This window comes from Candidatus Blochmanniella camponoti, from assembly GCF_023585825.1.
Lineage (GTDB): Bacteria > Pseudomonadota > Gammaproteobacteria > Enterobacterales > Enterobacteriaceae > Blochmanniella > Blochmanniella camponoti.
In genome coordinates this window covers 473,371-499,905 of sequence record NZ_CP097751.1, presented here as the reverse complement: position 1 = coordinate 499,905, position 26,535 = coordinate 473,371, and the positions used below count along the sequence as shown (strand labels likewise).

Below are 26,535 nucleotides of genomic sequence, written 5' to 3'. Positions count from 1 at the left end.
CTGACAATGAGTCAATTTTTTATATGAAAATTATTACATATTATTGTGATGCAGCATCAGGATTGTCATTGTAAGATTCGCTGTCTACCGATTTTGGCCCTTTTATAGAAGAAACACAAGCCTCCTTATTACTATCGTTAGTATCAGACAAGCTATTTTCCCATCCAGATGGGGGCTTAATTGATTTTCGATCCATCAAATCATTTATCTGAGATGCATTAATCGTCTCGTATTTTATTAACGCATCTTTCATAGAATGAAGAATATCCACATTTTTTATCAAAAGCTCACGAGCACGTATATAATTTCTTTCAATCAGAAATTTAATTTCCTGATCAATAATACGAGCAGTTTCATCAGACATATGCTTTGCTTTCGCCACTGAACGCCCAAGAAATATTTCTCCTTCTTCTTCTGCATATAATAACGGACCAAGTTTTTCAGAGAATCCCCATTGAGTTACCATGTTTCGAGCAATAGAAGTAGCTACTTTAATATCGTTAGAAGCGCCAGTGGATACTTTATTAGGACCATAAATTATTTCTTCAGCAAGCCTACCCCCGTATAATGTAGAAATTTGACTCTCTAATTTCTGTCGACTAGTGCTAATTGCATCACCTTCTGGTAAAAAAAACGTTACACCTAAAGCGCGTCCCCTAGGGATTATAGTCACTTTATGAACCGGATCATGCTCAGGGACTAATCTACCAATTATAGCATGACCAGCTTCATGATAAGCTGTGGATTCTTTTTGAGCTTCTGTCATCACCATGGAACGACGCTCTGCACCCATTACAATCTTATCTTTAGCTTTTTCAAACTCTACCATCGATACCATATGTTTGCTATCACGAGCAGCAAATAATGCCGCTTCATTCACGAGATTAGCTAAATCCGCTCCTGAAAATCCTGGTGTACCTCGAGCAATTACTAATATATCTACATCTGATGACAACGGTACATGCCTGATGTGTACTTTTAATATTTGTTCTCGCCCCCGAATATCCGGTAATCCTACAACTACTTGACGGTCAAATCGTCCTGGTCTTAATAAAGCTGGATCCAATACATCTGGACGATTAGTAGCAGCTATGACAATAATACCTTCTTTTCCTTCAAACCCATCCATTTCTACTAACATTTGATTTAGAGTTTGTTCACGTTCATCATGTCCCCCTCCTAAACCTGCACCTCTCTGACGACCAACCGCATCAATTTCATCAATGAAAATAATACATGGGGCAGCTTTCTTAGCTTGTTCAAACATATCCCGAACGCGAGATGCTCCGACACCGACAAACATCTCTACAAAGTCAGAACCCGAAATAGTAAAAAATGGAACTTTTGCTTCTCCCGCAATAGCTTTGGCTAAAAGTGTTTTTCCAGTTCCAGGAGGTCCTACCATTAAGACTCCTTTTGGGATTTTTCCCCCTAGTTTTTGAAATCTGCTGGGTTCACGTAAATAATCTACTAATTCTTTCACTTCTTCTTTTGCTTCATCACATCCTGCCACATCTGCAAAAGTAGTTTTTATTTGATCTTCAGTTAGCATACGTGCTTTACTTTTACCAAAAGACATAGCTCCCTTGCCGCCTCCTTGCATTTGACGCATAAAAAAAACCCAAACCCCAATCAATAATAACATCGGAAACCAAGAAATAAAAATAGATGTAATTAAACTAGGTTCTTCTGGGGGCTCCCCAACAACCTTAACTTTTTTAGTTAAAAGAATGTCAAGTAATTTCGGATCATTTACTGGAATATAAGTAATATAACGATTACTATCCTTTTTAATAACCACAATTTCACGACCGTTAATGCGAGCTTCTTTAACTTGATCTTGGTTTAAATCATACATAAAAGTGGAATAATCCAATTTGCGACTGCTTGAGTCGCTAGGCCCAAAATTCTGGAATAAAGACATCAAGACTACTGCAATGACTAACCAGATACCCAGATTTTTCGCCATGTCACTCAAAAGATTACCTCGCATTACAACAAAATTTAAATAATTTTAACATATCTACAATAAATTATGCTTACTTACGTTCTTTCGCTACAATATAAACCTCACGAGAATGAGACCTAGAGGCATCTGGTTTGCGGATCCTTACTATGTTAAATAAGGAATGCACATCACACAAGTATTTATCCAAACCCTTTCCCTGAAAAACTTTCACTAAAAAAGCGCCTCTACGCATTAATACGCTACGACATATATTTAACGCTAAATTCCCAAGATGTATAGACCGACTTACATCGATTGTTGATATACCGGTTGTATTAGGAGACATATCAGATAAAACCACATTAACCTGTTTTTGTTCTACCCATTTACATAATATTTTGAAAATATTAGGATTAGAACAATCTCCTTTTAAAAAATTCACTCCAGAAATATTACGCATAGACAATATGTCGCACGCTACAATACACCCTGTCTTTCCTATTTTATTTTTTACATAAAGCGCCCACCCACCAGGCGCTGATCCCAAATCTATTACTGTCATACCAGTAGAAAACAATGCATCCATGCGATTTATTGCATCAAGCTTAAACCAAGACCGTGACCGCAGTTTCTGTCTTTGTGCTGCTTTCACATACTGGTCTTTGAAATGTTTTTGTAACCATCCTGAAGAACGCATAGAACGTTTGCTATGTACCATATCAGGTTACTTCTCAAATATTTTTTTGAATAAACAACATTGATAAAATGACGATAACTTGTATTTCTTTCAATCTTACTTAAACAAAAAATAAAAATTCCATAAAAATAAATAAATTTTTGTGTATATCCAATTTTTATATATTTTTCCAACTATTACAAATAGTGTGCATAAAAAATATATCTAATTGTAAATAATAAATATTTCAAAACAAATGAAAGTAAAAATATAAACTTATTAGTAATAATGTTAATAGCATCATATATTTGTGTTATTAACAGTAATTAATATAGCGACTACAAGTAACATTTCATTTTTTTTTACTTTCATAATCATCATCTTGTAAAAAATTTAAAATAAACAATAAAATAAAAACATGTTTAACAATATTTAACCTGGAGTATTTTATATCTTACTTTCCCTTTTGGAGTATTAATTCGAACAATATCTCCTTCTTTATGACCAATCAAACCTCTAGCAATAGGAGAATTGATAGAAATCATATGTTCTTTAAGATTTGCCTCATCATCTCCTACAATACTATACGTTTGTCTATATGTTGTATCCAAATTTTCAACACCAACCGTAGCACCAAAAACTACTTTATCGTCAGTAGTTAGTTTGGCAATATCTATAATATGTGCATTAAAAAGCTTAGATTCTATTTCTTGAATACGACCCTCACAAAATCCTTGTTGTTCTCGAGCAGCATGATATTCAGCATTTTCTTTTAAGTCGCCATACTCCCGCGCTTCAGAAATATTTTTTATAATTTCTGGGCGACGAACATTTTTTAAATAATCCAGTTCCTCTCTCAACTTTTCAGCTCCACGTAAAGTCATTGGTATGCGCTTCATGTTGTACCTTTATTATATTGCATACATTTAAACAATAAACAATCACACTACATACAAAAGCATGATTTAATGAAACATTATATATTTTTATCTTTTTAAAAAACAAAAATTGTTATTACCTAGCTTTTAAAAACTTTATCAAAAAAAACATCTCTCTTAATATGTATATAGACTATTTTATAAATAGCTATGTTTATAAAACATCATGAATTATGATATCATCATATTAAAATTTTTTTAAACTTAACGGTATATTATGTGTATTGTTTTAAAATGACAATAGAATTAGCTAATCTTGATTCCTACTCATTGTCTTGTGCATACATAAGAGTTGATTCTTGACTTTGAGTATGATGAATAATAAACTTCATAATACTGTTACATAGCGATAATACATTAGTATTATGCATAGAAGATATAGGGTAATAGCGCCCTTTCCATTGTAAAGAACTAATAACATGGTTAATCCTTTTTTCCGCCACTTGTCGTTCCAATAAGTCTATTTTATTGAATATTAACCAACAAGGTTTTCTAACTAAATTTTCATTATAATTACTTAATTCATTCTGAATAGTAATAATATTTTCTAATGGATCAGAATTATCCACAGGCGCAATATCAATAAAATGCAGTAAAATTTGACAGTGTTCTAAATGCTTCAAAAATCGCATTCCTAATCCCAAACCATGAGAAGCACCTTTAATAATACCAGGAATATCCGCAATAACAAATCTGTCATAGTTATTAATTTGTACTACACCTAAATACGGTACTAATGTAGTAAATGGATAATCTGCTACTTTTGGTTTCGCTGACGATATTATACGAATAAAACTAGACTTTCCAGAATTAGGTAATCCAAATATTCCAACATTTGCTATTAGAAGTAATTCTAATAGCAAATGTTGGAATTCTCCCGTTGACCCATGCGTATTAAGTGCCTTACGATGTAAAGAAGATTTAAAATGTCCATTTCCCAAACCATGGCGCCCTCCTTTAGCTACCATCAACCGCTTGTGATGAATACCCATGTCTCCCAATAATTTATTTGTTTTTTTATAGCTTACTCTAGTTCCCCACGGGACTTTCACAATAACATCTTTGCCTCTTTTACCAGTACAACCACGACTACGCCCGCATTGTCCATGCCCAGCTCTAAAAACACAATTAGAATGAAAATAATTTAAAGTATTAATATTAGGATCTGCCAATAACCAAACATCCCCACCATTTCCTCCATTACTACCATTAGGTTTTTTCAAAAAAGAAGCTCTTCTTCCCGATTTTTGAAAACTGATACATCCATTCCCTCCGTTACCAGCAATAACCGTAATATTGGTCATGTCGACAAATTTCATAACATATCTCTAAGATATCGTCTGTATTGATAGTATATACATCTTATCATTTAATAAATTAGTGTAAATTTGTAATGATAAAATTTATTCTATATTGTTAAATAACGTTTTTAGTATTTTTGTTACTTCTGTCGTTATCAATATGCACAGTTATTTACCTTTCAAATCATGTATAAACACATGAACATTTTTAATGATTCTTGAACCTTGTAAAAAACACATATGTCATTTTTAAAATACTAATACAATCATCGCTCATAACTGTACAACTCCAAAATACCTAGGCGCGATTAATTTTTTATTCATAAAATTAAAAATTTTAATTATTAAGTAACATTAACAAATTACGTTTCTATTTCTGAGAAACGATACTAATAAACTTGCGGCGCAATGCTCCCCTTTTTTCAAATAAAACTTTCCCAGATTTTAAAGCAAAAAGAGTATAATCCCTCCCACAACCTACGTATTTTCCTGGATGAAATGTATTACCTCGTTGGCGCACAATAATAGTGCCTGACGATACACATTCACCTCCAAAACATTTAACTCCTAAACGCTTACTATGTGAATCTCGACCATTACGAGTAGAGCCTCCAGCTTTTTTATGTGCCATTTTTATTCCTTATTTCTTAATGATTTGGATTGCAATTGCTTATGCTTATTATTTTTATTGTTGTAAAACACTGACGATGTCCTTGAAATTTACGAAAATGTTTACGACGTCTAAATTTAATAATCTTTATCTTCTTATTAAGACTCTGAGCTATAATTTCCGCTATAATCTGCCCCTTTTTTATAAAAGGACCCCCTATGTGAAGACATTCATTAGACTCAATGAGTAATATTTGATTAAATTCAACTTGATTACCAACGTCAATATCAATCCGTTCTATATGAATCACTTGGCCTTCAACAACACGATACTGTTTACTACCAGTTTGAAAAACTGCATACATAAATAATAATCCATCTCTTGTTTATAATCTGATATTATTTCTATACATATTCTTATACATTAAAAAAAAATGTTTCTCAACACAATAATAAAATTTTACTGCATACTCACAAGTGTAGTTTAACTTAACAAAAACCAAATTACGTACGTAAGTAATATATAAATACATCAACATTTTATATTTATAATAATATTAATGAATATTGATCAAATCTCCGAACTAACTGAACAAGATATGGAAGATGTGAATGCAGAAATTCGCACGCGATTAGCATCTGAAATTACTTTAATTAACAAACTTGTTCAATACATTGTAGATAGTGGAGGAAAACGAATTAGACCCATGATTACCTTGTTGACCGCAAGGGCGTTATGCTATAAAAAAACACAACATGTTACCATTGCTACATTAATAGAGTTTATTCATACTGCTACTTTGTTGCATGATGACGTAGTGGATAAATCACACATGAGACGCGGTAGGAGAACTACTAATATAATTTTTGGTAATGCTGCTAGTGTATTGGTGGGGGATTTTATATATACACGAGCCTTTCAAATGATGACTGAATTAGAATCCTTGCGAATATTATCTTTGATGGCAGATGCGGTCAATATAATTGCAGCAGGTGAAATATTGCAATTAACACATTGTAATGACCCCACTATTACTATCGATAGTTACATGAAAATTATTTATAGTAAAACCGCTCGTTTATTTGAAGTAGCTTCTCAATCATCTGCTATTTTAGCTGATGCCAATGCATGTCAAGAAAAAGCATTGCGTAATTATGGGCGATATATGGGAATAGCCTTTCAACTAGTTGATGATATATTAGATTATTCTGCCTCAGAAACAATATTTGGGAAAAATGTCGGAAACGATTTAAATGAAGGAAAGCTCACTCTTCCTTTGCTACACGCTATTCATCATAGCACCTCAAAACAAGCATCACTTATAATTCAATCTATTAAAAAAGGTAACCATCGTCACTTGTTAAATATAATTTTAGATACAATGCATCAACATGGATCATTAGAATACACTCGACAATGCGCTGAAACAGAAATCAAAAAAGCTATTTCTTGTCTTGATATTTTACCTCCTTCTCCTTATCGACAAGCATTAGCAAGTTTAGCAGCTTATACGATTCAAAGAATTTATTAGATTTTCATCTTTAAAATCACAAATACATTTGACACTTAAAATTATATATAAAATATAAAATTATGATGCTTATAAACATATAAATACTTTTTTTAAAAAAGTATGTAAATATTTTTATTAATTATAATAAACGCAATCATGTTATGTTAACAAACATATTGATAATAAAACATATATAACATATGATTGTTTTTTAAATTTATTATTTGCATATATAGGAAATATAAATGTATTTTAATCAAGTACCAGCGGGAAAAAATATTCCAGAAGATATATATGTGATTATTGAAATTCCAGCTAATTCTGACCCAATTAAATATGAAATTGATAAAAAAACAGGAATAATATTCGTTGATCGTTTTTTATTAACACCTATGTTTTACCCTTGCAATTATGGCTATATTAATAATACTTTATCGCTGGACGGAGATCCAGTAGATGTCTTAGTACCTACCCCATACCCTTTACGATCAGGTTGTGTAATACATTGTCGCCCTATAGGCATGCTTAATATGATAGATGAATCTGGAGAAGATGCAAAAATAATTGCAGTGCCCCATGAGAAAATATCAGAACAATACTCACTAGTAAAAGATATAAATGATTTTTCAATTTTATTACGCAATCAAATTAGTCATTTTTTTAAAAATTACAAAGAATTAGATTCCAAAAAGTGGGTAAAAATAAAAGGCTGGAGCAATATTAACGCTGCTAAAACGGAAATTTTAAACTCCTTTAAACGTTTTGAAAAAAAAATGTAATATCACACTTTCATTTTATATTAAATCTCAACATATTTAAAATATGTTGAGTGTATGTAAATATAAAGAAACTAAAAATCAAGCTTATACAATATATCAACCGCTTGTTGATTACTGCCGGACGTAACTTCTAAATATAGTTGCGGACATAAACAATAACGTACCGTTATTGTTGTCAATAAATCAAAAATGCCAATTCCATATTTAATTTGTAGACCAGGAGCAATATATCCACTTAACGCAACCAACGGTGCACTACCAATATCTTGAGTATTTAATGTTAAATCTTGAACACCAAATATCTTCCCTATTTTGTTAATAAACTTCTCGCTATTCCTAACAGTTGCTCCGATTAACAGCGATGTTACTATGTTCGTATCTGTATTCAAAGGAATTACATTTTTACTGCCGCCCAATAAATAAGATGTTATCTCTTGCGGAGAAAGGGATAATGAATCAGAGAAAATTTCTATTTTTGGTTGACTAAAAGTACCAGTAATCCGTATACCAACTATACTCCCTTCTTTAATACTAGCAGGGTCACAAATTGCTTCAATATCGATATATGGTTGGTGTATCGCTCCAGAAAACAATAATTGTCCTTTTCGTATTATCAAATTTTGTCCATATGCTTGAAAACAACCAGAAGGTATATCAATATGGCCTGTTAATGCCAAGTGATTTTTATTGTATTCAATTTCTAAATTACCTCTTAATTTTGTACGAAAACCCAATCCGTTAAAATTAACATCATTACCAAGGCACACGTTAATATTAGCAGAAAAAGAAATAAATAAATTTTTAGAATTATTTAAAATAAGTTGACAATTATCATCTAGCAAAATTTCCTCTGAAGAAATATTTGTTATATTTTTTGAATACTCCTTCACTTCAATATGAGCCCAAGGGATTTCAATGTTGCCTTCTATATGAATTTTTTCTGAAGTAATTGTGCAATTAAAATCAGGAGATATCTTCATTTTGATTTCTGGAGACATACAAAAATTAATTTGGTTGCCTCGTATTTTAAAAAATGCACGTATATTACTAATAGAATCAAAGTTCATAATATTTCCATTTACATGCAATCTGTATCCGTAATCCGTATCTATTGTTCCATTTAATACAGCATGATCTCCAAAGAATTTTATAAATAATTGACCATTTTTCACAAAAAATAGCGTATCAGGTTTATTAACATTAAAATTTTTTAATTGAGCTGTACCAAAAATTTTTAGGTGACGTTTATATCCATAAAAATCAATATTTAAATTTAACAATCCATTTATAGGTTCTTGTAACGAAATCAATGAATTACAAAAAGATACTAACGAAGCATTTTTAACATGTATATTTCCTACTAATTTAGATGTATTATCTAACTTAGTTATTTTAAATAATCCATGGATTTGATCATCATCTCCAATGTTCATGAACCACTTGCAATACGAAGTAGTTTGTGTCAATACGATTTTTGCAGTTATGTTATTTATTGTAATCGGAAAACTTTCAGGCTCTTCAATAACAGATTTAATGTTAAATTGTTTTACTGAAAATGAAATTATACCCTTAGGTAATAAGGTTCCTAATATCCAATAACAATCTGTACAATATATACGAACAGTATGCATGTTCATTAATCTTGGTAATAAAATTTTTAAAGAAACTACATTAAAATTTTTAAACACATCATTCACTTTATTCAATATGTTCTCCTTTAAAACATGAGAAATAGGGATTGTGCAATCAACAATTTCCCAGTGATGTGAATTAAGGATAACTTTTCGAGTTAAATATTGATAAGTAAGGACAATATCTTGCATTAATTTCCATGTTCCTGTTGAAGTAACAAGGTTTGTTTTGTTAATCTTACTATGCCAAGTTTTATGAAAAAGATCTAAATTTCCAAAAAGTTTTACTTGACCAGATAACATATCTCCATAAGCAACTAAATCTAAATAATGTTCTTTAATATTACCTTGTCCTTGCATAATTAATTTACGTAACGATAAAATTCCACACTTTATCTGATTTGCTTGAAAAAAAATTTTGCTTTGTATGACAGTATCGTAACAAATATCTCCGTTTATCATTATTTTGTCAAAAAAAAGGTTTTTATCGTGCCAATACAAGGAACATGCATCAATATTTAACAACAATCTAGGAGAATATTTAGCGGGACTATATAATTTAAATTTCCCATATACGCTACCATTTAATCCAGGTATAAGCACGTTGCAATCTGGCGCCGCAAACACAATGTTAAAAATAGCATCTCTTTTCAAGTCTTCTTGTATTTTTAACACATTAGGACCCCATTTAATTAGTAATGCGGGTATTTTCCATGTACCAGTCGAATTGTTATATAATACGCCTATGCATGAAATGCTATTATTTTCTATACTCCCATTGAGATTTAAATCAGATATTGTTATGTCCCAAGCATCAGAACATACATGTCCTTGCATATTGATGTTACCTGACAAATTTATAGGATATTTTAACCACTTTTGAAAAATATTTATTTTGTTTAACACACATATGCTGTCCCAACTAATCGTATCACCCCCCCAATTAACCATTCCTTGTATATCAAGACATTCTTCTAATGCAGTCACTTTTAATTTAGAAATAGAACAACTATTAACATCTCCCTGAGCGCTCATAACTATATGTACTAATGATGAAAATTGAGCGCTACTTAATTGAGATGTTATTTGAATGGAATAATTTTTTATTTCACCATTAACAGATACATCAAGCTCTTCTATTAAAGAATCATTCTTTCCTAAAAAAGAAAGGGGTATTTTTCTACCAACTATAGATATAGTGATGGGCGTGCCAAATTGTATTATCTTAGTTTTTAATAATACATGTACTGTAGAAATAACACCTAAAAAATCACAACAAAGGCGTATTTCGTTATATAATTCTCCTACGATAACTAATTTTATTTTACTTACGTCCTTTTTCTTTATATTGGTAGAATTACTACCAGTATTAAAATGATATTTCGTATAATTGAGGGTTATATTTATTGGGTAATACTCTTTAAATATTATGCTACCTATTGCATTAAGCTGTCCATATGGACATTTAAGATTCAACTTAATATTTGCAGTCTGATTATATAAATATGTCTGTAAATAAAAATAATTAATAATATAAGAAGTATTATTATCAAAAATATAAAAATTCTCTCCTATTATATCCTTGAGAATTATATTTATAGGAAGATTAAAAGAAGGTAATTTTATTAAAAATTTACTAGACAATAATTTTAATAAACACTTTATATTCCGTTGATTACTATACTTATATATATCTATCGCATTGGTTGTTATATTTAATGCATTTGCATCAGGAATATTTAAAACTGCCCCTTCAATATTTACAGGTGAAACTGTCAATAAATTATCTTGAAATGTTAATTCAGTATCTAATTTTGTTACTTCAAACGTAATATTATTTAAATAAATACAAGTATTATTCAATACTATATTCTTTAATATTATGACAAATGGGATAGAAAGAATATTGTTTATTTTTATTCTTTCGTATTTTTTATGTGATTTATTCGTCGCATCGTTTTTTTTTATTTTTATACAAACATCTTCCAAAAAAAGATGATTAATATATATTTTTTTATTCCATATGTCTTTTAGATTAAAAAAAACATCACATTTATCAACATTAATTACACCTATCGAGGTTTCATATACCACATGAGTTATATTAAAATTACCCCAACTGCCAGAAACAGAATCAAATTTCAAACCAGGAATACAATACGTAATACCTGTAAAAGTTAAATATGTTCCTATATTAGTACCGAATAAAAACACAAAAAATCCGCATACTATTGATATCCATAATAAAAAAATAACACAGATTTTTTTTATAAAAATCATAAATCTGGTCCTAAACTGACGTATAAATATAAAAACTGATGATTTATCTTGCCTTTATGAATCAATGGTGTTGCTACATCCAACTTTATAGGACCTATTGGTAATTGCCAGCGCACTCCAATACCTATACCAGATTTAAAACTATTCCATTTGATATCATTAGTAATCTCTCCTGCGTCTATAAAAATAGCTCCCCACCATTTATTAATTACATTATACTGATATTCAAATGTAGTAGTAATCAGTTTAGTAGCGATACCTATAAAAGATGCAGCATTACCATAAGGATATAAAGATTTATATTTATATCCACGGATACCATTATTTACATTGGAAAAAAATCGCAACATTAAATCAACAGATGAAACATTGTTGGTATCTATCCAAATTAAGTTTCCACGAGCCAAAATACGATGTTTTTTTAATAATGTCCGAACCCAAATATTTTGAACTTGCACAGCAATAAAATTAACATCCGATTTCCAACAATTATTAGATATATTGATTGAGTAACGCTGACTATCTCCCCAATACGGTATTATTTCTCCACGTTTTCGAATACGAGATACATTTATCCCTGGATAAATTAACATTACATTTTTAATGGTATAATTATTAGAACAATGATTATTAAAGTGCCAATGCACATTAATTGAACGTTGCCATTTATGGGAATAATTCCAATAACGAGCTATATTTATAGTCGTGACACTAGACTGACCATTATGTGTATCTTCATGTATCAACCCTCCCTGTAATAAATAATATTTTTCTGATGGATTGGAAAACAGTGGAATTTTATAACTTAAGTCAAAAAATTGTTCTGGCTTAGATAAACTAAAATTAGTTTCTAAACTATGTCCATGTGCATTAATCCACGGTTTTTTCCAAATGATTTTAGTTCTAGGGCCTGTATCGATAGTATAACCAAATCCGGTTGCAAAATTATTTTTTGCACAAGGATAGAGAAAAATATCTAACATTATTTTTTTTTTTTGTTGAAAACGCATATAATCTGAAGAAATCGATACTGATTCAAACCAATTAGTGTAAGAAAATCGGCGATTTAATTCCATAACGGATGCAGCACTGTAATATTCTTCCGATCGTATATTAGATATATTTTTTAAATAATCTTCCTTAATTTGACTACCATGAAACTTAATTCTTTCAAAAACATAACGCTGACCACTATAAAAATCTATGTTCCAAACACTCTGACAACGAGAAGGCATGACAATAAGTTGACTATTTTGGAACTTGGCATCAAAATATCCTTTAAATAAAGCTAAGTCATATAGTTTATTTTTAAACTGTTCATAATCGTTGTGATTCAATCTTTTCCCAATAAAAGATTTGCTATCTTTTATTAGTTTCTGGTAATCAACATCCTTTATACCATCTCCTCGTATAACGACATTTACTTCAGTAACTACAACTGGATCCCCAGGTTCAACTTTAATAACTAATAGATCGGAGTTTTTATTCAAAGACTTAAGTGGAAAAAAAATCAATGTAGGGGCGTAATAACCTAGGGGGCGTAGTCCAGTTCTAATTGCATTGTCTATTTTTTTTTTAAATCTGAATCTACATACTTTACATTAGTATGTATATGCAATAATTTTTGACGTACATTATAATCTAATTCACTATTTAATCCTTCTACTTTTAAATTGATGCTACTATTACATATTAGTGGCATAAAAAAATATATTATTAAATACAATCGTATTGTCATATACTTTTTAAGATCCTTAAACATATATCGAATCCTTGACTATATCCAAGCTTTAAATGAAGTAATTTTCATATTCTATTAATACACCATATTTATATATAACCCTAGTAAAAACATAGTATATAATTTACATTATTAAATGTGATATAAACATGTTTTATAATTTTAAAACATAACACCCATTTGACAAAACATATTAATAAATTAAAAAATCTAAACATTGATAGTGATCATTTATTTAACCAATATAAATGATCACTATCAATGTTTATAATCAATCAATGCGATGAAACTTGAAAACCAGGATTTAAAAAAGACTGATTGATATTTTTATAATGCAAGGGATTACCATTCCAATCATTAACAACGGCGCCAGCTGTTCTAGCTATTACATGCCCAGCAGCCGTATCCCAAATTTTAGTACAAGAAAATCTTGGATAAAATTGAGCACTACCTTCTGCTATTAAACAAAATTTAAATGAAGATCCAATATTAACAATTTTATAGTTTTTCAACCTGTTTAAAAAATTGTATAACTTATATTGATCACAACAAAAATTACTACGACTCATCACTATAATTGGATAACGAGACATACGTACTGCAATATTTATACGTTCTCCTCTAGCATTAATCTTCCATACTCGTCCATTATCTGCAGCATATAACACATTATACACAGGAACATACACTACTCCCATAATAGGTTGACCGTACTCAACGAAAGCAATATTAACAGTAAATTCGCCATTGCGTAATAAAAACTCTTTCGTTCCATCTAAAGGATCTATTAGCCAAAAACAACTTCTATCTCTACATTTCTGCCATGTAGTAATATCTTCTTCAGATAAAATTGGGATTTCAGGTGTCAAATTTTTTAAATAGTACACGATCACCTTGTGAGAGAATAAATCAGCATTAGTTACAGGAGATGTATCCAACTTTTTATACGCGTTTAAATTTAAACCTCCATTATAAATCCTCATAATTTCTATTCCAGCTTTACGAGCAATACAACTTATTTTTTCAACCATTTTATAACAAAAAATCATCATGTATACCTTAATAAATTTTTGCTCACTCTATAGCATAAATTCGAAAACACAATATAGTAACAAGAGATTTATAAAATATATACTTAGCTTTAACCAATCATATATTATAATTATTAATTGAAATAAAAGATATGCAGATTCGTGTTTATATCTCTTTCAACAAAACATATATACTTTATATATTCTTGTGTTTTAATAAATAAAAAAGTTTATTAAACTTTTTATTACGATAAATAATGATAAAAATTATTGTATTACTTATAATTATTTACTCTTAAGTATTTCATCAATAATAATGACGTTTATTTTAGAAAAAATATCATTATAAATATGAATATTTATGCTATATGTACCAATAGTTCTTAATACATCATTATTAGGTAATCTAATCTGAGATTTAGAAATACTAAAACCAGAAGCTTCTGTAATTGCAGTAGCTATATCACGAGAACCGATGGAACCAAACAATTTTCCTTCAACACCCGATTTAGCTTTAATAATAATACTACCTAATCTATTAATGGTTTTTGCGCAAAATTCAGCCTGAGTTTGCGCCTCTATAGCTTTAGATTGTAATTCAAGTTGTTGTGCTTTAAATATTTCAATATTTTTTTTTGTAGCTGGCATTGCTTTAGATTTTGGTATTAAAAAATTACGGGCATAACCTGAACACACAATAACTTCTGATCCCATATTTCCAAGTTTATCAATATTATCCAGCAAAATAATCTTCATTGTTACTTCCATTATAAAATATACAAATCATATTCATTCACAAAGAATTACACTTTACTGATGATGATCAGTATACGGTAGTAAAGACAGATAACGTGCTCTCTTAATGGCACGCGCTAACTGCCGTTGATATCTTGCTCGTGTTCCAGTGATTCTACTTGGAATGATCTTTCCACTTTCTATAATAGAATGCTGTATTGTGACAAGATCTTTATAATCAATATTAACGCATTTTTCCGCTGTAAACCTACAAAATTTGCGATGACGTACAAAACGTGCCATAATTAACTCCATACTTCATTATAAAAATACATATAAGTGCTATCAACTTTTTTACAATTAAAATTGTTATCTTCCTTCAAATTAAAAATCTAATCAATGTATTTCTATACTTGCAATTATTGTTTTTATTACAAAAAATTTACAAAAATACATTAGACCAACACAATACTAAATTTATTTCAATAAAACTATCAACTTATTTATTTCGTACTTGAGGCCATGTGTATTTCATTATACTATGTATTAGGTGCATAATGCTCTTGCTTTTCTTCTCTTTTTTTCATCATAGGAGATGGTTCAACTACCGCATATTTAGTTCGTACAATCATGCTACGTATAATATTTTTATTAAAATGAAAATCATCATTTAGTTCTTTAACAGTATCTTGAGATACTTCTATGTTTAACAGAACATAATAAGCTTTATAAAGCTTATTAACTGGATATGCTAATTGGCGACGTCCCCAATTTTCTATGCGATGAACTTTACCTTGAGCATTAGTAACAATTGTTGTATAGCGATTGATTATACTAGATATTTGTTCGCTAAAATCAGGATGTACCATCAAAACTATTTCATAATAACGCATATATTATTTTCCTTTCATTATAAATCTTCCGCTTTTATTGAAAGTAACAACATTCTTAAAAAATTATAGATATATATTTTTACGTGTTTATCCTTATTAAATAATTTTTTATATAAGTTCTCAAACTTCATCTTCTATGAAAAAGACCATACCATACATAATATCAAGCATCATTATTTATATTGCCAACGCTGTCTTAATGCTTCAAACAAACATATTCCTGTAGCTACTGATACATTAAGCGATGTCGCAGCTCCTAACATTGGGATAGTAACTAGTTCGTCGCATTTTTTCTGAGTCAGATAACGAATACCATTCCCCTCGGAACCCATTACAAAAGCTAACGGCCTAATTAATTTGCTGTTAAAAATTAGACGTTGTGATTGCATTACAGTGCCAATAATCCAGATATTATATTTTTGAAGTAATTGTAACGTTCTAATTAAATTAGTTACTTGCATAAAAGGTATATTATCTACAGATCCACTGGCCACCTTTCTAACCGTTCCATTTAAACATGCTGAACGATTACGTGGTGCAATAACTATATGTGCCCCAGCTGCATCTGCAGATCTCAAACATGCACCCAAATTATGTGGATCAGTCACTCCATCTAATATCACTAATAATGGTGTAGTTTTACATTGCATTAAAAAATTCGGTAAATCATTTTCTTTCATACAATCGTTTGGAACTATTTTAACAATAATACCTTGATGCAGCGCACCTTGCGTTTGAATATCTAACTGTCGACGACTACATTCTCGAATGCTAATTCGGCGTTGTTTTATTTGATCAATTAACAATTTCAAACGCAAATCTTTAGATTTCTGCATAATACATACAGACAAAATTCGATGTGAATAATTATCTAAAACTGATTTTACTGCATGTATGCCGTATACTAATTCACTCATTTCATTTATTAAAATAATTACTTCAACACACAGTATTACAATAAATTTTTAAAGTATTTCATATACCATTATTATGAGAGTCATCAATTTAAATAATAATTAAGATGATTTATTTAAATATTTTATTTATCGTAACCGTATGTCTAATATAATTAGAAATATAGTTTAATATTTATTTACCACACAAATAATCTTCTATTCAAAATAAGTGTATCAATTTCTTCATATTAATCAAGAATCAAATGGATTACGTAATATTATTATTGCAGAACGATCTGAACCGGTAGAAACAATATGTATAGGAACCCCAATAAGTTCTTCTATACGTTTTACATAAAGCTGTGACTCCTTAGGAAGCTGATGGAATTCCGTGATACCTACGGTACTTATCATCCACCCAGGTAATGTTTCGTATATAGGTACACAATTTTCCAGTTCTTCCAAAGAACATGGAAAATTGTGTACTACTTGTCCATTTTTCTTGCGATATGCAATACAAATTTTTAGCTCTTTTAAGCCATCCAAAACATCAAGTTTTGTTAAACAACACGAAAAAAAAGAATTAATTTTTACAGAATATCGTACTGATACCGCATCGAACCAACCAGTACGACGACGACGTCCGGTAGTAGAACCAAATTCATTTCCATTCATACATAACCAATTACCTGTATCATTTGACAATTCTGTAGGAAAGGGACCAAATCCAACACGAGTAGAATACGCTTTTACAATACCTAAAACATAATCAATATAATTAAGACCAACTCCCGCGCCAACACTTACACTCCCAGCAATAGTATGAGAGGAAGTAACATAAGGATATGTTCCATGATCAATATCTAATAAACTACCCTGCGCTCCCTCAAATATCACTGAATCACCCCGTTTTGCAGCATCATCTAATAACTCAGGCACATCGACAACCATATCTATCAGTATGTCAGATATCGACATAACTTCATCTAAAACAATCTGATAATTGATAGGCTGTGTTTTATAATAATGAATTAATTGAAAATTATAATAATCGACTACATCTTTCAACTTATTTTGAAAAATTTTTAGATTATACAAATCGCTGACTCGTAAAGCACGTCGCGCAACTTTATCCTCATATGACGGCCCAATACCACACCCCGTGGTACCAATAGCTTTAGAGATGTGATTGTTTTCTCTAGCCAAATCCATTGCTACATGATAAGGTAGCAGCAGTGGGCAAGATGCAGAAATAAATATGCGTTTACACGTTGATACACCTAATTTTAGTAACATTTTCATTTCTTTTATTAAAGAAACTGGCGATAACACAACACCATTAGCAATAACAGTAGTAACATGATTATGCAAAATTCCAGAAGGAATTAAATGTAAAGTTATTTTTTTCTGGTCTACTATAATAGTATGTCCAGCATTGTGTCCTCCTTGATAACGTACTACATATTGAGCTCGGGAAGTTAACCAATCAACTATTTTCCCTTTACCTTCATCACCCCATTGAGCTCCTAACACAACAATACTTCTAACCATTTCTTAAAGTCGCCTATTAATTCAAATTAACTATTTGTGATAAAATTAAATATATAGTTTCTATGACATACACCATATATAATATATACTCTATATATCAAATATAACGAATAATAACTATCCAAGAATATACGAACTCTTTAACTACATAATTAATTGTTAATCCCGGTAGTACTTTTTGGTGATTTCATAAAACGAAAAAAATCAGTTTCTGCGCTTAACACCATAAGATCATTATTGTTTTTCTTAAAACTATTTTCATATGCACGTAAGGTACGTACTAAAGCATAAAATGAAGGATCTTCATTAAAAGTAGTAGCATATAGTTTAGCAGTTTCTGCGTCAGCTTCACCCCGAATGATTAATGACTGACGTTTAGCCTCAGCTAAAGTACGTGTTACTTCATAATCTGCTGTAGCACGTAATTTTTCCGCTTCTTCTCGTCCCTGTGATCTATGACGTCTAGCAACAGCATCGCGTTCTGCACGCATACGTTGATAAATTGCATCAGACACTTCTGTTGGCAAATTAATTTGCTTAATTCGTACATCCACTATCTCAATGCCCAACGCAGCCATACTGTTTGGATTAACCAAATCAGAAACACGATATTGTTCTTGCATTGACGAATCATAATTTTTCGCATGAAAATTAAACTGTTTAATGTTATTATTAAAATGAAATTCTGGCGCTTCCTCTCCTGAAGTTCCATGATTTAACGATGCACGTACATCAGTCATTAATTTATTTCGAGAATCTGTCACAATACCTTGAACATTCAATCTCCCTAATTCTGAACGTAAACGGTCGGAAAATTTTCGTTTTATCAGTACTTCTGCTTGGCAAATATCCCCTCCTCCTGTTGCTAAATAATATCGACTCAAATCGCTAATACGCCATTTTACATAAGAGTCAATAATCAAATCCTTTTTTTCCATAGTAACAAAGCGATCTGCTTGATTGTCCATAGTCTGAATACGTGAATCTAAAATTTTTATTGTTTCAATAAATGGAATTTTTATATGCAATCCTGGATTATAAATTAATGAATTGTTATCTGCATCGCGTAATACTTTACCAAAACGCAATATAATACCCTTATGCCCCTCTTCTATTGTAAATAAAGAGAAAAATAATACTATTATTACACATATAACAAATGAAAAAAAATTTCGTATCATCTACGACTCTCTCCCTTTGCGTGCAATATCAACACGTTGTATATTAGCCTGTCTTTGGTCTAATGCTTTTTCTTTAGGTATAGCATTTGTATGACGAGACAGATGGTTACTTTTTGATATTAACTGCGCATTATTCATGTTGGCATCACTAGTAGCACATATTTGATTTAAATTCAAAGCGTCATCAGTATTATCAATACTATCAGAATATACAATATCATTGTTATCTTTGATCTGTTTTAATTGACCTGAAGGTAGTAATAGTACATTCCGTGTATCTTTTGAATTTACAAATATTTTTCTAGTATTGCTTAGCACACGCTCCATAGAATTAATATATAATCGCTCACGAGTAATTTCAGGAGCTGCTTTATATTCTGGCAAAATTTTAGTAAATCTTTGTACTTCACCTTGTGCTTCCAAGATAGTGCGTGCTTTATACGCACGACCTTCCTCTAAAATACGTTGCGCGTGTCCATTGGCGCGTGGTTGTACTTCATTGGCATAAGCTTCAGCCTCACGAATATATTGTTGTTCATTTTCTCGGGCGGCAATAGCATCATCAAATGCTGCTTTTACCTCTTCTGGGGGGCGAGCTGTTTGAAAGTTTACATCTAATAAAGTAATACCCATATTATAAGGATATATCGTTTTCTCTAACACTCTTCGAGTATCGCTACGTACCACCGTGCGTCCTTCTGTTAAAATACGATCCATATTATATTTCCCAATAACTCCACGCAAAGCACTATCAGTAGCTTGACGCAAGCTATCGTCAGCATCAATAACGTTAAATAAATAGTTTTTTGGATCAGTTACACGATACTGTACATTCATCTCTACTCGGACTACATTTTCATCTGAAGTCAACATCATACCAGAAGCTGCTAATTCACGTACTGATTCTACATTTACTGGAATTACAACATCAAAAAAAGTAGGTTTCCAATTTAAACCTGGTTGTACTAAATGATGATATTTTCCAAATCTTAAAACTACCCCTCGTTCTGCTTCTTTAATCGTGTACAAACCACTAATAATCCACGCAAAAACAACAATAATTAACATTAACATTATAAAAAAATTTCTATTTTTAGGAAATTTTTCTGAATCTTTATTTTTCTTGCTAAATATATTGAATTTGTCAGTTATTTTATCCAAATATTTATCCGAATCTAATATATTAAATTCAGATTTCTTCTTACCTTCGATAGAAGAACGATCTACATCATTCTTATCATGATGTCCCCATGGATCATGAATATATTTATAGTTATTAAGATGATTACAAATCATATTTTTCCTCACACATTATATGAGTGATCTATATATTTCCTTTATTTTAAAAATATTAAACAATATAATCTATCAATAATTTATTATTTTTTAATAAACGACCCCAATTTACAGAAGATAAATATATTTTTAACCTAATATAATTATGATCTTCAACCCAATATTGTTTAACAACTTGTAGTTTATATAACTTCTCGCATAAACCGTTACTTATAGGCATTCGTAATTCATAAGAAATCATATAATTTGATAGCAATTCATTAATAGCTTGTACCAATAAAGAAAGACCTAAATTATTTTGAGCTGATATCCAGACCCGTATTGGACAACCATGATTATCTCGGTCAATACGTGGCACTATTTTTTTTAATTGATCTATCTTGTTCATCACCAAAATCCTTGGAACATTATGAACACTCAAATTACTTAAAACACAATGTACTGTGTTAATATTTTGTTCAAATCTTTCATCAGCAACGTCTACAACGTGTAATAATAAAGTTGCTTGTACTGTTTCTTGTAGAGTCGCCTTAAAAGAAGATATTAAACCGCGTGGCAAATTTTGAATAAAACCTACCGTGTCTGTTAATATAACGTCATGTACACCTTTGTATACAATACGTCTACTTGTAGGATCAAGAGTGGCAAACAGTTTCGATGATGTATACACATGCGATGCGGTCATTGTGTTAAATAAAGTAGATTTTCCAGCATTTGTATATCCTACTAAAGAAACAGTAGGTACTCCAATTCTAACACGATGTCGCCTGCCCTGTTCCCGTTGATTTTCTATTTTTTTTAGACGCAATAAAATCTGGTTCATCTCCTTACGTAATAAACGGCGATCACTTTCTAATTGCATCTCTCCTGCTCCCCCTCGTAAACCAATACCTCCTTTTTGGCGCTCAAGATGACTCCATTCATGTACTAAACGAGAATTTAAATACCTCAGTTGAGCTAATTTCACCTGCAATTTACCTTCGTACGTACGTGCACGTTGCGCAAAAATGTTGAGAATCAGTTGATTTCTATCAATTATCTTGCATTTCAATAAACACATAAGATTCCGTTCTTGATGAGGAGATAAAATGCAATTAAACAACACAATAGATACAGAATGATTTCGAATCATTCGTTCAAGTTCTAATGTTTTTCCGATCCCGATAAAATATTTAGCGTGACAAGTCTTACAATTACTAGTAAGAATATCCAATACCTCCATGCCTGCCGTAGATGCCAAAGATAAAAATTCCTGTAAATTGAAATTTTCATTTTGTTTTTTTTTAGCAAAAAAAGTATGGACTAAAATAGATTGATTAGCCGAATAACCTGAATCACACAATAAAAGCTACTCCATAAATAAGTTATACATATATAATCACATATGATAAAGTTATCACGCGTATAGTATATCATACTTAATAGTATTCGATAATACTACGTTTAATGCATAATCATACTTTAAAAGATTAAAAAGTCTCTAAAACAAACGATCAGAATGTAGTGTGATTGCCAGCACGACCAACATAATATGAAACAACACGGGAAGGAACAATAGTAGATATAGCGTGCTTATAAATCATTTGATTCACTGTATTTCTTAACAAAATAACAAATTTATCAAAAGACTCAATTTCTCCTTGTAATTTAATACCGTTTACCAAATAAATAAAAACCGGAATGCGCTCGCGACGTAATACGTTCAAAAATGGATCTTGTAATGATTGAACTTTGTGCATTTTCAATTTCCTTAAAAATTAATTTTATATTATTCTAAACGGTCTAAATAAAGCAGATAACTGTCAAATTTAATTTTTTTTAAATTTTATATATTAAATGGATTTTTTAATTAATATCTTCAATATACTATCAGTTGCATCAGATAAATTATCACTATTTAACCAACATAAATTCGGCCATCTACGTAACCAGGTTAATTGTCGTTTCGCAAGTTGCCGAGTAGCACAAATTCCTTTAATTATCATCTGATTATAGTTAATATCACCAGATAAATACTCCCACATTTGACGATAACCTACACAAGAAATGGACGATTTTACTTCTTTTGTATGTAAATCAGCTCGATTAAATAATCTGATAACTTCATCTTCAAATCCGATATCTAACATTCTATGGAAACGTTTCTCAATTCGTTTATGTAATAAATCACGACTTGATGGAACAATAGCAAATTGGTGAAATCGATATTTCAGTTTTTGACTATTAATTAGTTTTAATTCTGTCCATGTTTTTCCAGAAATAAAAAAAATTTCTAATGCTCGGATTATTCTCTTATGATCATTTAAATGAATTTTGTTGGCCGAAATCGGATCAATATGTTTTAATAAACCGTGTATATTTATCCATCCCGTTCTTTTTGCTTCATATTTCAGATCATCACGAATTTTTTGGTTAGGTGCTGGTAAAAAAAACAACCCCTCTAGCAGAGTTTTAAAATATAACATCGTTCCACCTACCAACAAAGGTGTATGTTCAGACTGTATAATGTTTTCCATTTCATTATTCGCATCATGATAAAAATCTGCCGCTGAATAACATTCAACTGGATCACGAATATCTATCAATTTATGCGGGGCTAATTTTAATTCTTCAGCAACAGGTTTAGCTGTACCGATATCCATATCACGATATATCGAAGCCGAATCAACGCTGATAATATCTACTTTTTCTTTTCTTTTTTTTAAAGCTACAGCTAAACTTGTTTTTCCAGAAGCCGTAGGACCCATTAAAAATATAACTAATGGTCGATGTTTAATAAAATTCTTCCTTAATTATATAAAATCAAAAATGTTATTACCTGAAATCATTTCTATAATTTATCAAAAAATTCAATTATTTAGAGACGCATGTTAACTCTTATATATAAGTATATGCAAAAAACATTAATAATTATTTCTGGAAAAACTGCATGTATAATAACTTATTTAATATAATAATTGTTGCTTTTTCATTTATTAATTTACAGTAAATACATTTTTTTAAGATTATGAATGATCCAATAATTTTTGTTGTGACATTATGAAATAAGAACGTAAGCCTTTGTACAAAGCATTAGCTATTTTTTCTTGATATCCACTACTAACCAACAGAAATTCATCTTTTACATTACTAATAAATCCGGTCTCTACTAAAATAGACGGAATATCAGGGGATCGTAATATACCAAAACTAGAATACTCAGGTATATCCTTATGTAAAGGAGTAATATTTTTTAATTGATGTAAAACATGTGCTGCAATATCATACCCTGCTCGTTGAGCATAACCAAATTGCAAATCTAAAACTAAATGATTAAAATACGGATCACTATGATAGCTGGTCAGTATATCTCCCAATCCTCCTAATAACTCTGCGTGTTTCTCACTGCGTTGTAGCCAATGTATCATTTCACTTTTAGCACGACGATTAGATAACACCCAAACTGACGCCCCTCTAACATTAGTGTTTGAAGCAGAATCTGCATGAATAGACACCAATACATTCGCTTCTCTTTTTCGAGCCAAATTAGAGCGTTCCATGACCGATAGAAAATAGTCTCCATCCCGAATCATAACAGCTTTAAAACTCGGGTCTAAATCCAATAATATTTTTAGTTTTTTAGCTATGTTAATTGTGATATTTTTTTCATATATTCCATGGTGACCTGTAGCTCCTGGGTCCTGCCCTCCATGTCCAGCATCGATAGCTACAATAATAGGAGATAATATCTTATTGTGATTCTGATTTTTTCTAAATTGCGTATCTATTATTCTCTTTTGATTATTTATCACTTGACCGGGATTAACATGAACTTTACGATGTATAATGGGTGATGTTTTGCGAGTATTTACCTCAGGAATAGTAAATTTTTTTTTCAAAATTGTTAATATAATACGATAATGTTCTTTTATTTGTTTTTGTGTTACTGTTCCTATATCTGAAGGAAAGGTTAGATCTAATACTATACGTATACTCTGGTGATTAAGAGATGTATTTGTTCGAATGCATTTAACTAAATTAGTACCATTAAAATTTATTGGAAATATATTTTTTTGAACTTTAGATATTTTTAAAAGATCTATTACAATTCTTTCCGGGTTATGTAAGGAAAATATCATATACACGGGAACAACAGAGCTGTCTAATGTTACTATAGCTTGATTTGCATTATTGGTAACAGAAATTGAACTAAGAGTTGATGCTATAACTGGTTCAACACATAAATATCTTGAAAATATTGTCATTACGAAAATTATTTCGTATTTTAACTTCATGTGTCTAGCTTCCAACATGCTAACAAAGCATCTAACATTTTGTGACCTAAATTACTAAAAGATTCTATAATAACTTGCCTAGATTCTTTACGATTATAATAATTTATAGTGATTGCAATATCTTCTTTCGGTAAAATTCCCATTCCTTGTTTTGGCCACTCTATTAAACATACAGTACGCCCATCAAAATAATCTCTAATTCCCATGTACTCCAGTTCTTCTGAAGAAATTAACCGATAAAAATCAAAATGACACACACGCCAATGTGTCAAAATATAAGATTCAATTAAAGTGTAAGTAGGGCTATGTATATGTCCATTATGTCCTAATGCATGTAAAAATCCCTTACAAAAAACAGATTTTCCTGATCCTACATAGCCATTTAAATAAATTACACAACCTTGAACACAAACAGAAGCCAAAGTAGCACCTAATGACAGAGTTTTTAATTCGTCAGATAACACCAATACATATTTCTTCATCATTAATATAAATTTAAGATCTTATACACCAAAGTATTTTTATAAGTAAAATAATATAAGAAATCTTAACATAATCATTTATTATTCAATTAATTTTTGTAGGCACATAACAATATATATAAAACTTATATAACAAATCCAAAATTATAAAAAAATACTAATTACATCACTCTACATTAAATAAAATTTTTAGTTAAAATTAAAAATAATAATCTGAGCACATTTAAAATTAATTTAAATTACTATAGATTATACCAGAAAAGGTTTACTCTTTATATCAATGTTGTAATTTGATATAAAGAGTAAAGCAAATAAATGTCTAATCAAATATATTGAAAAAAATCATACACTATATCTTTTCTCGTAAGACCGCAAATAATGTTGTCATATTCGCTATCCATTGATTTGCCAACTCATTACCGTATCAATAAATATTGATGCTCAATTTATTTTTAAACAACAAATAATTCCTGATTTATATATAATTAACCACTTTAAAATGTATTAATAATACGCTTATTTTAAACTTCATTTAGGACTAAAATATATGACAGTATCAATGATATAAAAGCAAATACTAAAATGGAGCGGGAAACGAGATTTGAACTCGCGACCCCAACCTTGGCAAGGTTGTGCTCTCCCAGCTGAGCTATTCCCGCTTACTTTAAATAAAAAATAAAAATATAATAATTATATTTCAATGAATCTACATCGTAGATTTAGCAACAGTTACAAACTACACCAACTAACCATTTTATTAATTGATTTTTCTTACGCTT

Annotated in this window: 23 protein-coding genes, 1 tRNA gene and 1 pseudogene; 2 read left to right on the top strand and 23 right to left on the bottom strand. The window is 30.4% G+C overall.

Going from position 1 to position 26,535, the window contains the following annotated elements; translation table 11 throughout:
* Positions 1–40: 40 nt before the first annotated feature.
* The 6 genes from ftsH to rplU all read right to left on the bottom strand — a co-directional run bounded on the left by ftsH (position 41) and on the right by rplU (position 5,837).
* Positions 41–1,978 (bottom strand): ATP-dependent zinc metalloprotease FtsH, encoded by a 1,938-nt coding sequence (ftsH, locus tag M9394_RS02090; RefSeq protein WP_284150750.1) that lies wholly within the window; start codon positions 1,976–1,978, stop codon positions 41–43.
* 61 nt (positions 1,979–2,039) lie between these two features.
* Positions 2,040–2,666: a 23S rRNA (uridine(2552)-2'-O)-methyltransferase RlmE gene (gene rlmE / locus M9394_RS02085; protein ID WP_250247012.1), complete on the bottom strand. Its 627-nt coding sequence runs from the start codon at positions 2,664–2,666 to the stop codon at positions 2,040–2,042.
* 380 nt (positions 2,667–3,046) lie between these two features.
* Positions 3,047–3,523, bottom strand: coding sequence for a transcription elongation factor GreA (gene greA, locus M9394_RS02080; protein WP_250247013.1), 477 nt, complete (start codon positions 3,521–3,523; stop codon positions 3,047–3,049).
* A 302-nt stretch (positions 3,524–3,825) separates the two neighbouring features.
* Complete coding sequence (gene obgE / locus M9394_RS02075; protein WP_250249825.1) at positions 3,826–4,881, bottom strand: GTPase ObgE; 1,056 nt, start codon at positions 4,879–4,881, stop codon at positions 3,826–3,828.
* Positions 4,882–5,233: 352 nt separating this feature from the next.
* On the bottom strand, positions 5,234–5,494 hold the full coding sequence (gene rpmA, locus M9394_RS02070) for a 50S ribosomal protein L27 (protein ID WP_250241859.1): 261 nt from the start codon (positions 5,492–5,494) through the stop codon (positions 5,234–5,236).
* A gap of 16 nt (positions 5,495–5,510) precedes the next feature.
* On the bottom strand, positions 5,511–5,837 hold the full coding sequence (rplU, locus tag M9394_RS02065) for a 50S ribosomal protein L21 (protein WP_250247017.1): 327 nt from the start codon (positions 5,835–5,837) through the stop codon (positions 5,511–5,513).
* Between the two features lie 195 nt (positions 5,838–6,032).
* Between rplU and ispB the strand changes: the two genes are divergently transcribed.
* Complete coding sequence (gene ispB, locus M9394_RS02060) at positions 6,033–7,004, top strand: octaprenyl diphosphate synthase (RefSeq protein ID WP_250249823.1); 972 nt, start codon at positions 6,033–6,035, stop codon at positions 7,002–7,004.
* 227 nt (positions 7,005–7,231) lie between these two features.
* Positions 7,232–7,765: an inorganic diphosphatase gene (gene ppa / locus M9394_RS02055; RefSeq protein WP_250249821.1), complete on the top strand. Its 534-nt coding sequence runs from the start codon at positions 7,232–7,234 to the stop codon at positions 7,763–7,765.
* 71 nt (positions 7,766–7,836) lie between these two features.
* Here ppa and tamB read toward each other — a convergent pair whose 3' ends face one another.
* The 17 genes and pseudogenes from tamB to M9394_RS01970 form a co-directional block, all read right to left on the bottom strand.
* Positions 7,837–11,676, bottom strand: a complete 3,840-nt coding sequence (tamB, locus tag M9394_RS02050; protein ID WP_250249819.1) for an autotransporter assembly complex protein TamB — start codon at positions 11,674–11,676, stop codon at positions 7,837–7,839.
* Entirely contained in the window at positions 11,673–13,166 is a 1,494-nt protein-coding gene (locus M9394_RS02045) for an autotransporter assembly complex protein TamA (RefSeq protein WP_250249817.1), read from the bottom strand. The genes tamB and M9394_RS02045 overlap by 4 nt, the downstream gene beginning before the upstream one ends.
* Before the next feature lie 74 nt (positions 13,167–13,240).
* On the bottom strand, positions 13,241–13,438 hold the full coding sequence (locus tag M9394_RS02040; protein WP_250249815.1) for a hypothetical protein: 198 nt from the start codon (positions 13,436–13,438) through the stop codon (positions 13,241–13,243).
* Positions 13,439–13,692: 254 nt separating this feature from the next.
* Positions 13,693–14,448, bottom strand: coding sequence for a 3'(2'),5'-bisphosphate nucleotidase CysQ (gene cysQ, locus M9394_RS02035; protein ID WP_250247582.1), 756 nt, complete (start codon positions 14,446–14,448; stop codon positions 13,693–13,695).
* A 285-nt stretch (positions 14,449–14,733) separates the two neighbouring features.
* Positions 14,734–15,204, bottom strand: a complete 471-nt coding sequence (gene rplI / locus M9394_RS02030; protein ID WP_250249814.1) for a 50S ribosomal protein L9 — start codon at positions 15,202–15,204, stop codon at positions 14,734–14,736.
* Between the two features lie 54 nt (positions 15,205–15,258).
* Positions 15,259–15,486, bottom strand: a complete 228-nt coding sequence (gene rpsR, locus M9394_RS02025; RefSeq protein ID WP_250249812.1) for a 30S ribosomal protein S18 — start codon at positions 15,484–15,486, stop codon at positions 15,259–15,261.
* A 236-nt stretch (positions 15,487–15,722) separates the two neighbouring features.
* Positions 15,723–16,076: a 30S ribosomal protein S6 gene (rpsF, locus tag M9394_RS02020; protein WP_250247031.1), complete on the bottom strand. Its 354-nt coding sequence runs from the start codon at positions 16,074–16,076 to the stop codon at positions 15,723–15,725.
* 173 nt (positions 16,077–16,249) lie between these two features.
* The gene (gene rlmB, locus M9394_RS02015) at positions 16,250–16,993 is read right to left on the bottom strand and encodes a 23S rRNA (guanosine(2251)-2'-O)-methyltransferase RlmB (protein ID WP_250247032.1); all 744 of its coding nucleotides are present in this window, start codon (positions 16,991–16,993) and stop codon (positions 16,250–16,252) included.
* A 231-nt stretch (positions 16,994–17,224) separates the two neighbouring features.
* Positions 17,225–18,523 (bottom strand): adenylosuccinate synthase, encoded by a 1,299-nt coding sequence (locus tag M9394_RS02010; protein WP_250249810.1) that lies wholly within the window; start codon positions 18,521–18,523, stop codon positions 17,225–17,227.
* A 152-nt stretch (positions 18,524–18,675) separates the two neighbouring features.
* Entirely contained in the window at positions 18,676–19,704 is a 1,029-nt protein-coding gene (hflC, locus tag M9394_RS02005; RefSeq protein ID WP_250249808.1) for a protease modulator HflC, read from the bottom strand.
* Positions 19,705–21,000 carry an FtsH protease activity modulator HflK gene (gene hflK / locus M9394_RS02000; RefSeq protein ID WP_250249807.1) on the bottom strand — a complete coding sequence of 432 codons (1,296 nt, stop codon included), beginning with the start codon at positions 20,998–21,000 and terminating at the stop codon, positions 19,705–19,707. It lies immediately after the preceding gene.
* Between the two features lie 55 nt (positions 21,001–21,055).
* Positions 21,056–22,342 (bottom strand): ribosome rescue GTPase HflX, encoded by a 1,287-nt coding sequence (hflX, locus tag M9394_RS01995; protein ID WP_250247036.1) that lies wholly within the window; start codon positions 22,340–22,342, stop codon positions 21,056–21,058.
* Positions 22,343–22,499: 157 nt separating this feature from the next.
* Positions 22,500–22,739, bottom strand: a pseudogene (gene hfq / locus M9394_RS01990) (RNA chaperone Hfq); the annotation flags it as partial.
* A gap of 93 nt (positions 22,740–22,832) precedes the next feature.
* A complete protein-coding gene (gene miaA, locus M9394_RS01985) occupies positions 22,833–23,747 on the bottom strand; it encodes a tRNA (adenosine(37)-N6)-dimethylallyltransferase MiaA (RefSeq protein WP_250249805.1) in 915 nt (304 codons plus the stop codon).
* A gap of 258 nt (positions 23,748–24,005) precedes the next feature.
* Positions 24,006–25,274, bottom strand: a complete 1,269-nt coding sequence (locus M9394_RS01980) for an N-acetylmuramoyl-L-alanine amidase (RefSeq protein ID WP_250249803.1) — start codon at positions 25,272–25,274, stop codon at positions 24,006–24,008.
* The gene (gene tsaE / locus M9394_RS01975; protein WP_250247041.1) at positions 25,271–25,759 is read right to left on the bottom strand and encodes a tRNA (adenosine(37)-N6)-threonylcarbamoyltransferase complex ATPase subunit type 1 TsaE; all 489 of its coding nucleotides are present in this window, start codon (positions 25,757–25,759) and stop codon (positions 25,271–25,273) included. The genes M9394_RS01980 and tsaE overlap by 4 nt, the downstream gene beginning before the upstream one ends.
* Positions 25,760–26,339: 580 nt before the next feature.
* Positions 26,340–26,415 (bottom strand) — tRNA-Gly (locus tag M9394_RS01970).
* Between the last annotated feature and the right edge of the window lie 120 nt (positions 26,416–26,535).

Excerpts from the sequence above, each read along its gene's own strand:
- M9394_RS02010 (WP_250249810.1), bottom strand. The coding sequence starts at position 18,523 with ATGGTTAGAAGTATTGTTGTGTTAGGAGCTCAATGGGGTGATGAAGGT.
- rlmE (WP_250247012.1), bottom strand. The coding sequence starts at position 2,666 with ATGGTACATAGCAAACGTTCTATGCGTTCTTCAGGATGGTTACAAAAA.
- rplU (WP_250247017.1), bottom strand. The coding sequence starts at position 5,837 with ATGTATGCAGTTTTTCAAACTGGTAGTAAACAGTATCGTGTTGTTGAA.
- obgE (WP_250249825.1), bottom strand. The coding sequence starts at position 4,881 with ATGAAATTTGTCGACATGACCAATATTACGGTTATTGCTGGTAACGGA.
- cysQ (WP_250247582.1), bottom strand. The coding sequence starts at position 14,448 with ATGGTTGAAAAAATAAGTTGTATTGCTCGTAAAGCTGGAATAGAAATT.
- ispB (WP_250249823.1), top strand. The coding sequence starts at position 6,033 with ATGAATATTGATCAAATCTCCGAACTAACTGAACAAGATATGGAAGAT.
- rlmB (WP_250247032.1), bottom strand. The coding sequence starts at position 16,993 with ATGAGTGAATTAGTATACGGCATACATGCAGTAAAATCAGTTTTAGAT.
- rpmA (WP_250241859.1), bottom strand. The coding sequence starts at position 5,494 with ATGGCACATAAAAAAGCTGGAGGCTCTACTCGTAATGGTCGAGATTCA.
- ppa (WP_250249821.1), top strand. The coding sequence starts at position 7,232 with ATGTATTTTAATCAAGTACCAGCGGGAAAAAATATTCCAGAAGATATA.
- hflK (WP_250249807.1), bottom strand. The coding sequence starts at position 21,000 with ATGATTTGTAATCATCTTAATAACTATAAATATATTCATGATCCATGG.
- greA (WP_250247013.1), bottom strand. The coding sequence starts at position 3,523 with ATGAAGCGCATACCAATGACTTTACGTGGAGCTGAAAAGTTGAGAGAG.
- rplI (WP_250249814.1), bottom strand. The coding sequence starts at position 15,204 with ATGAAGATTATTTTGCTGGATAATATTGATAAACTTGGAAATATGGGA.
- M9394_RS01980 (WP_250249803.1), bottom strand. The coding sequence starts at position 25,274 with ATGAAGTTAAAATACGAAATAATTTTCGTAATGACAATATTTTCAAGA.
- rpsF (WP_250247031.1), bottom strand. The coding sequence starts at position 16,076 with ATGCGTTATTATGAAATAGTTTTGATGGTACATCCTGATTTTAGCGAA.
- tamB (WP_250249819.1), bottom strand. The coding sequence starts at position 11,676 with ATGATTTTTATAAAAAAAATCTGTGTTATTTTTTTATTATGGATATCA.
- M9394_RS02040 (WP_250249815.1), bottom strand. The coding sequence starts at position 13,438 with ATGTTTAAGGATCTTAAAAAGTATATGACAATACGATTGTATTTAATA.
- hflC (WP_250249808.1), bottom strand. The coding sequence starts at position 19,704 with ATGATACGAAATTTTTTTTCATTTGTTATATGTGTAATAATAGTATTA.
- tsaE (WP_250247041.1), bottom strand. The coding sequence starts at position 25,759 with ATGATGAAGAAATATGTATTGGTGTTATCTGACGAATTAAAAACTCTG.
- miaA (WP_250249805.1), bottom strand. The coding sequence starts at position 23,747 with ATGGGTCCTACGGCTTCTGGAAAAACAAGTTTAGCTGTAGCTTTAAAA.
- rpsR (WP_250249812.1), bottom strand. The coding sequence starts at position 15,486 with ATGGCACGTTTTGTACGTCATCGCAAATTTTGTAGGTTTACAGCGGAA.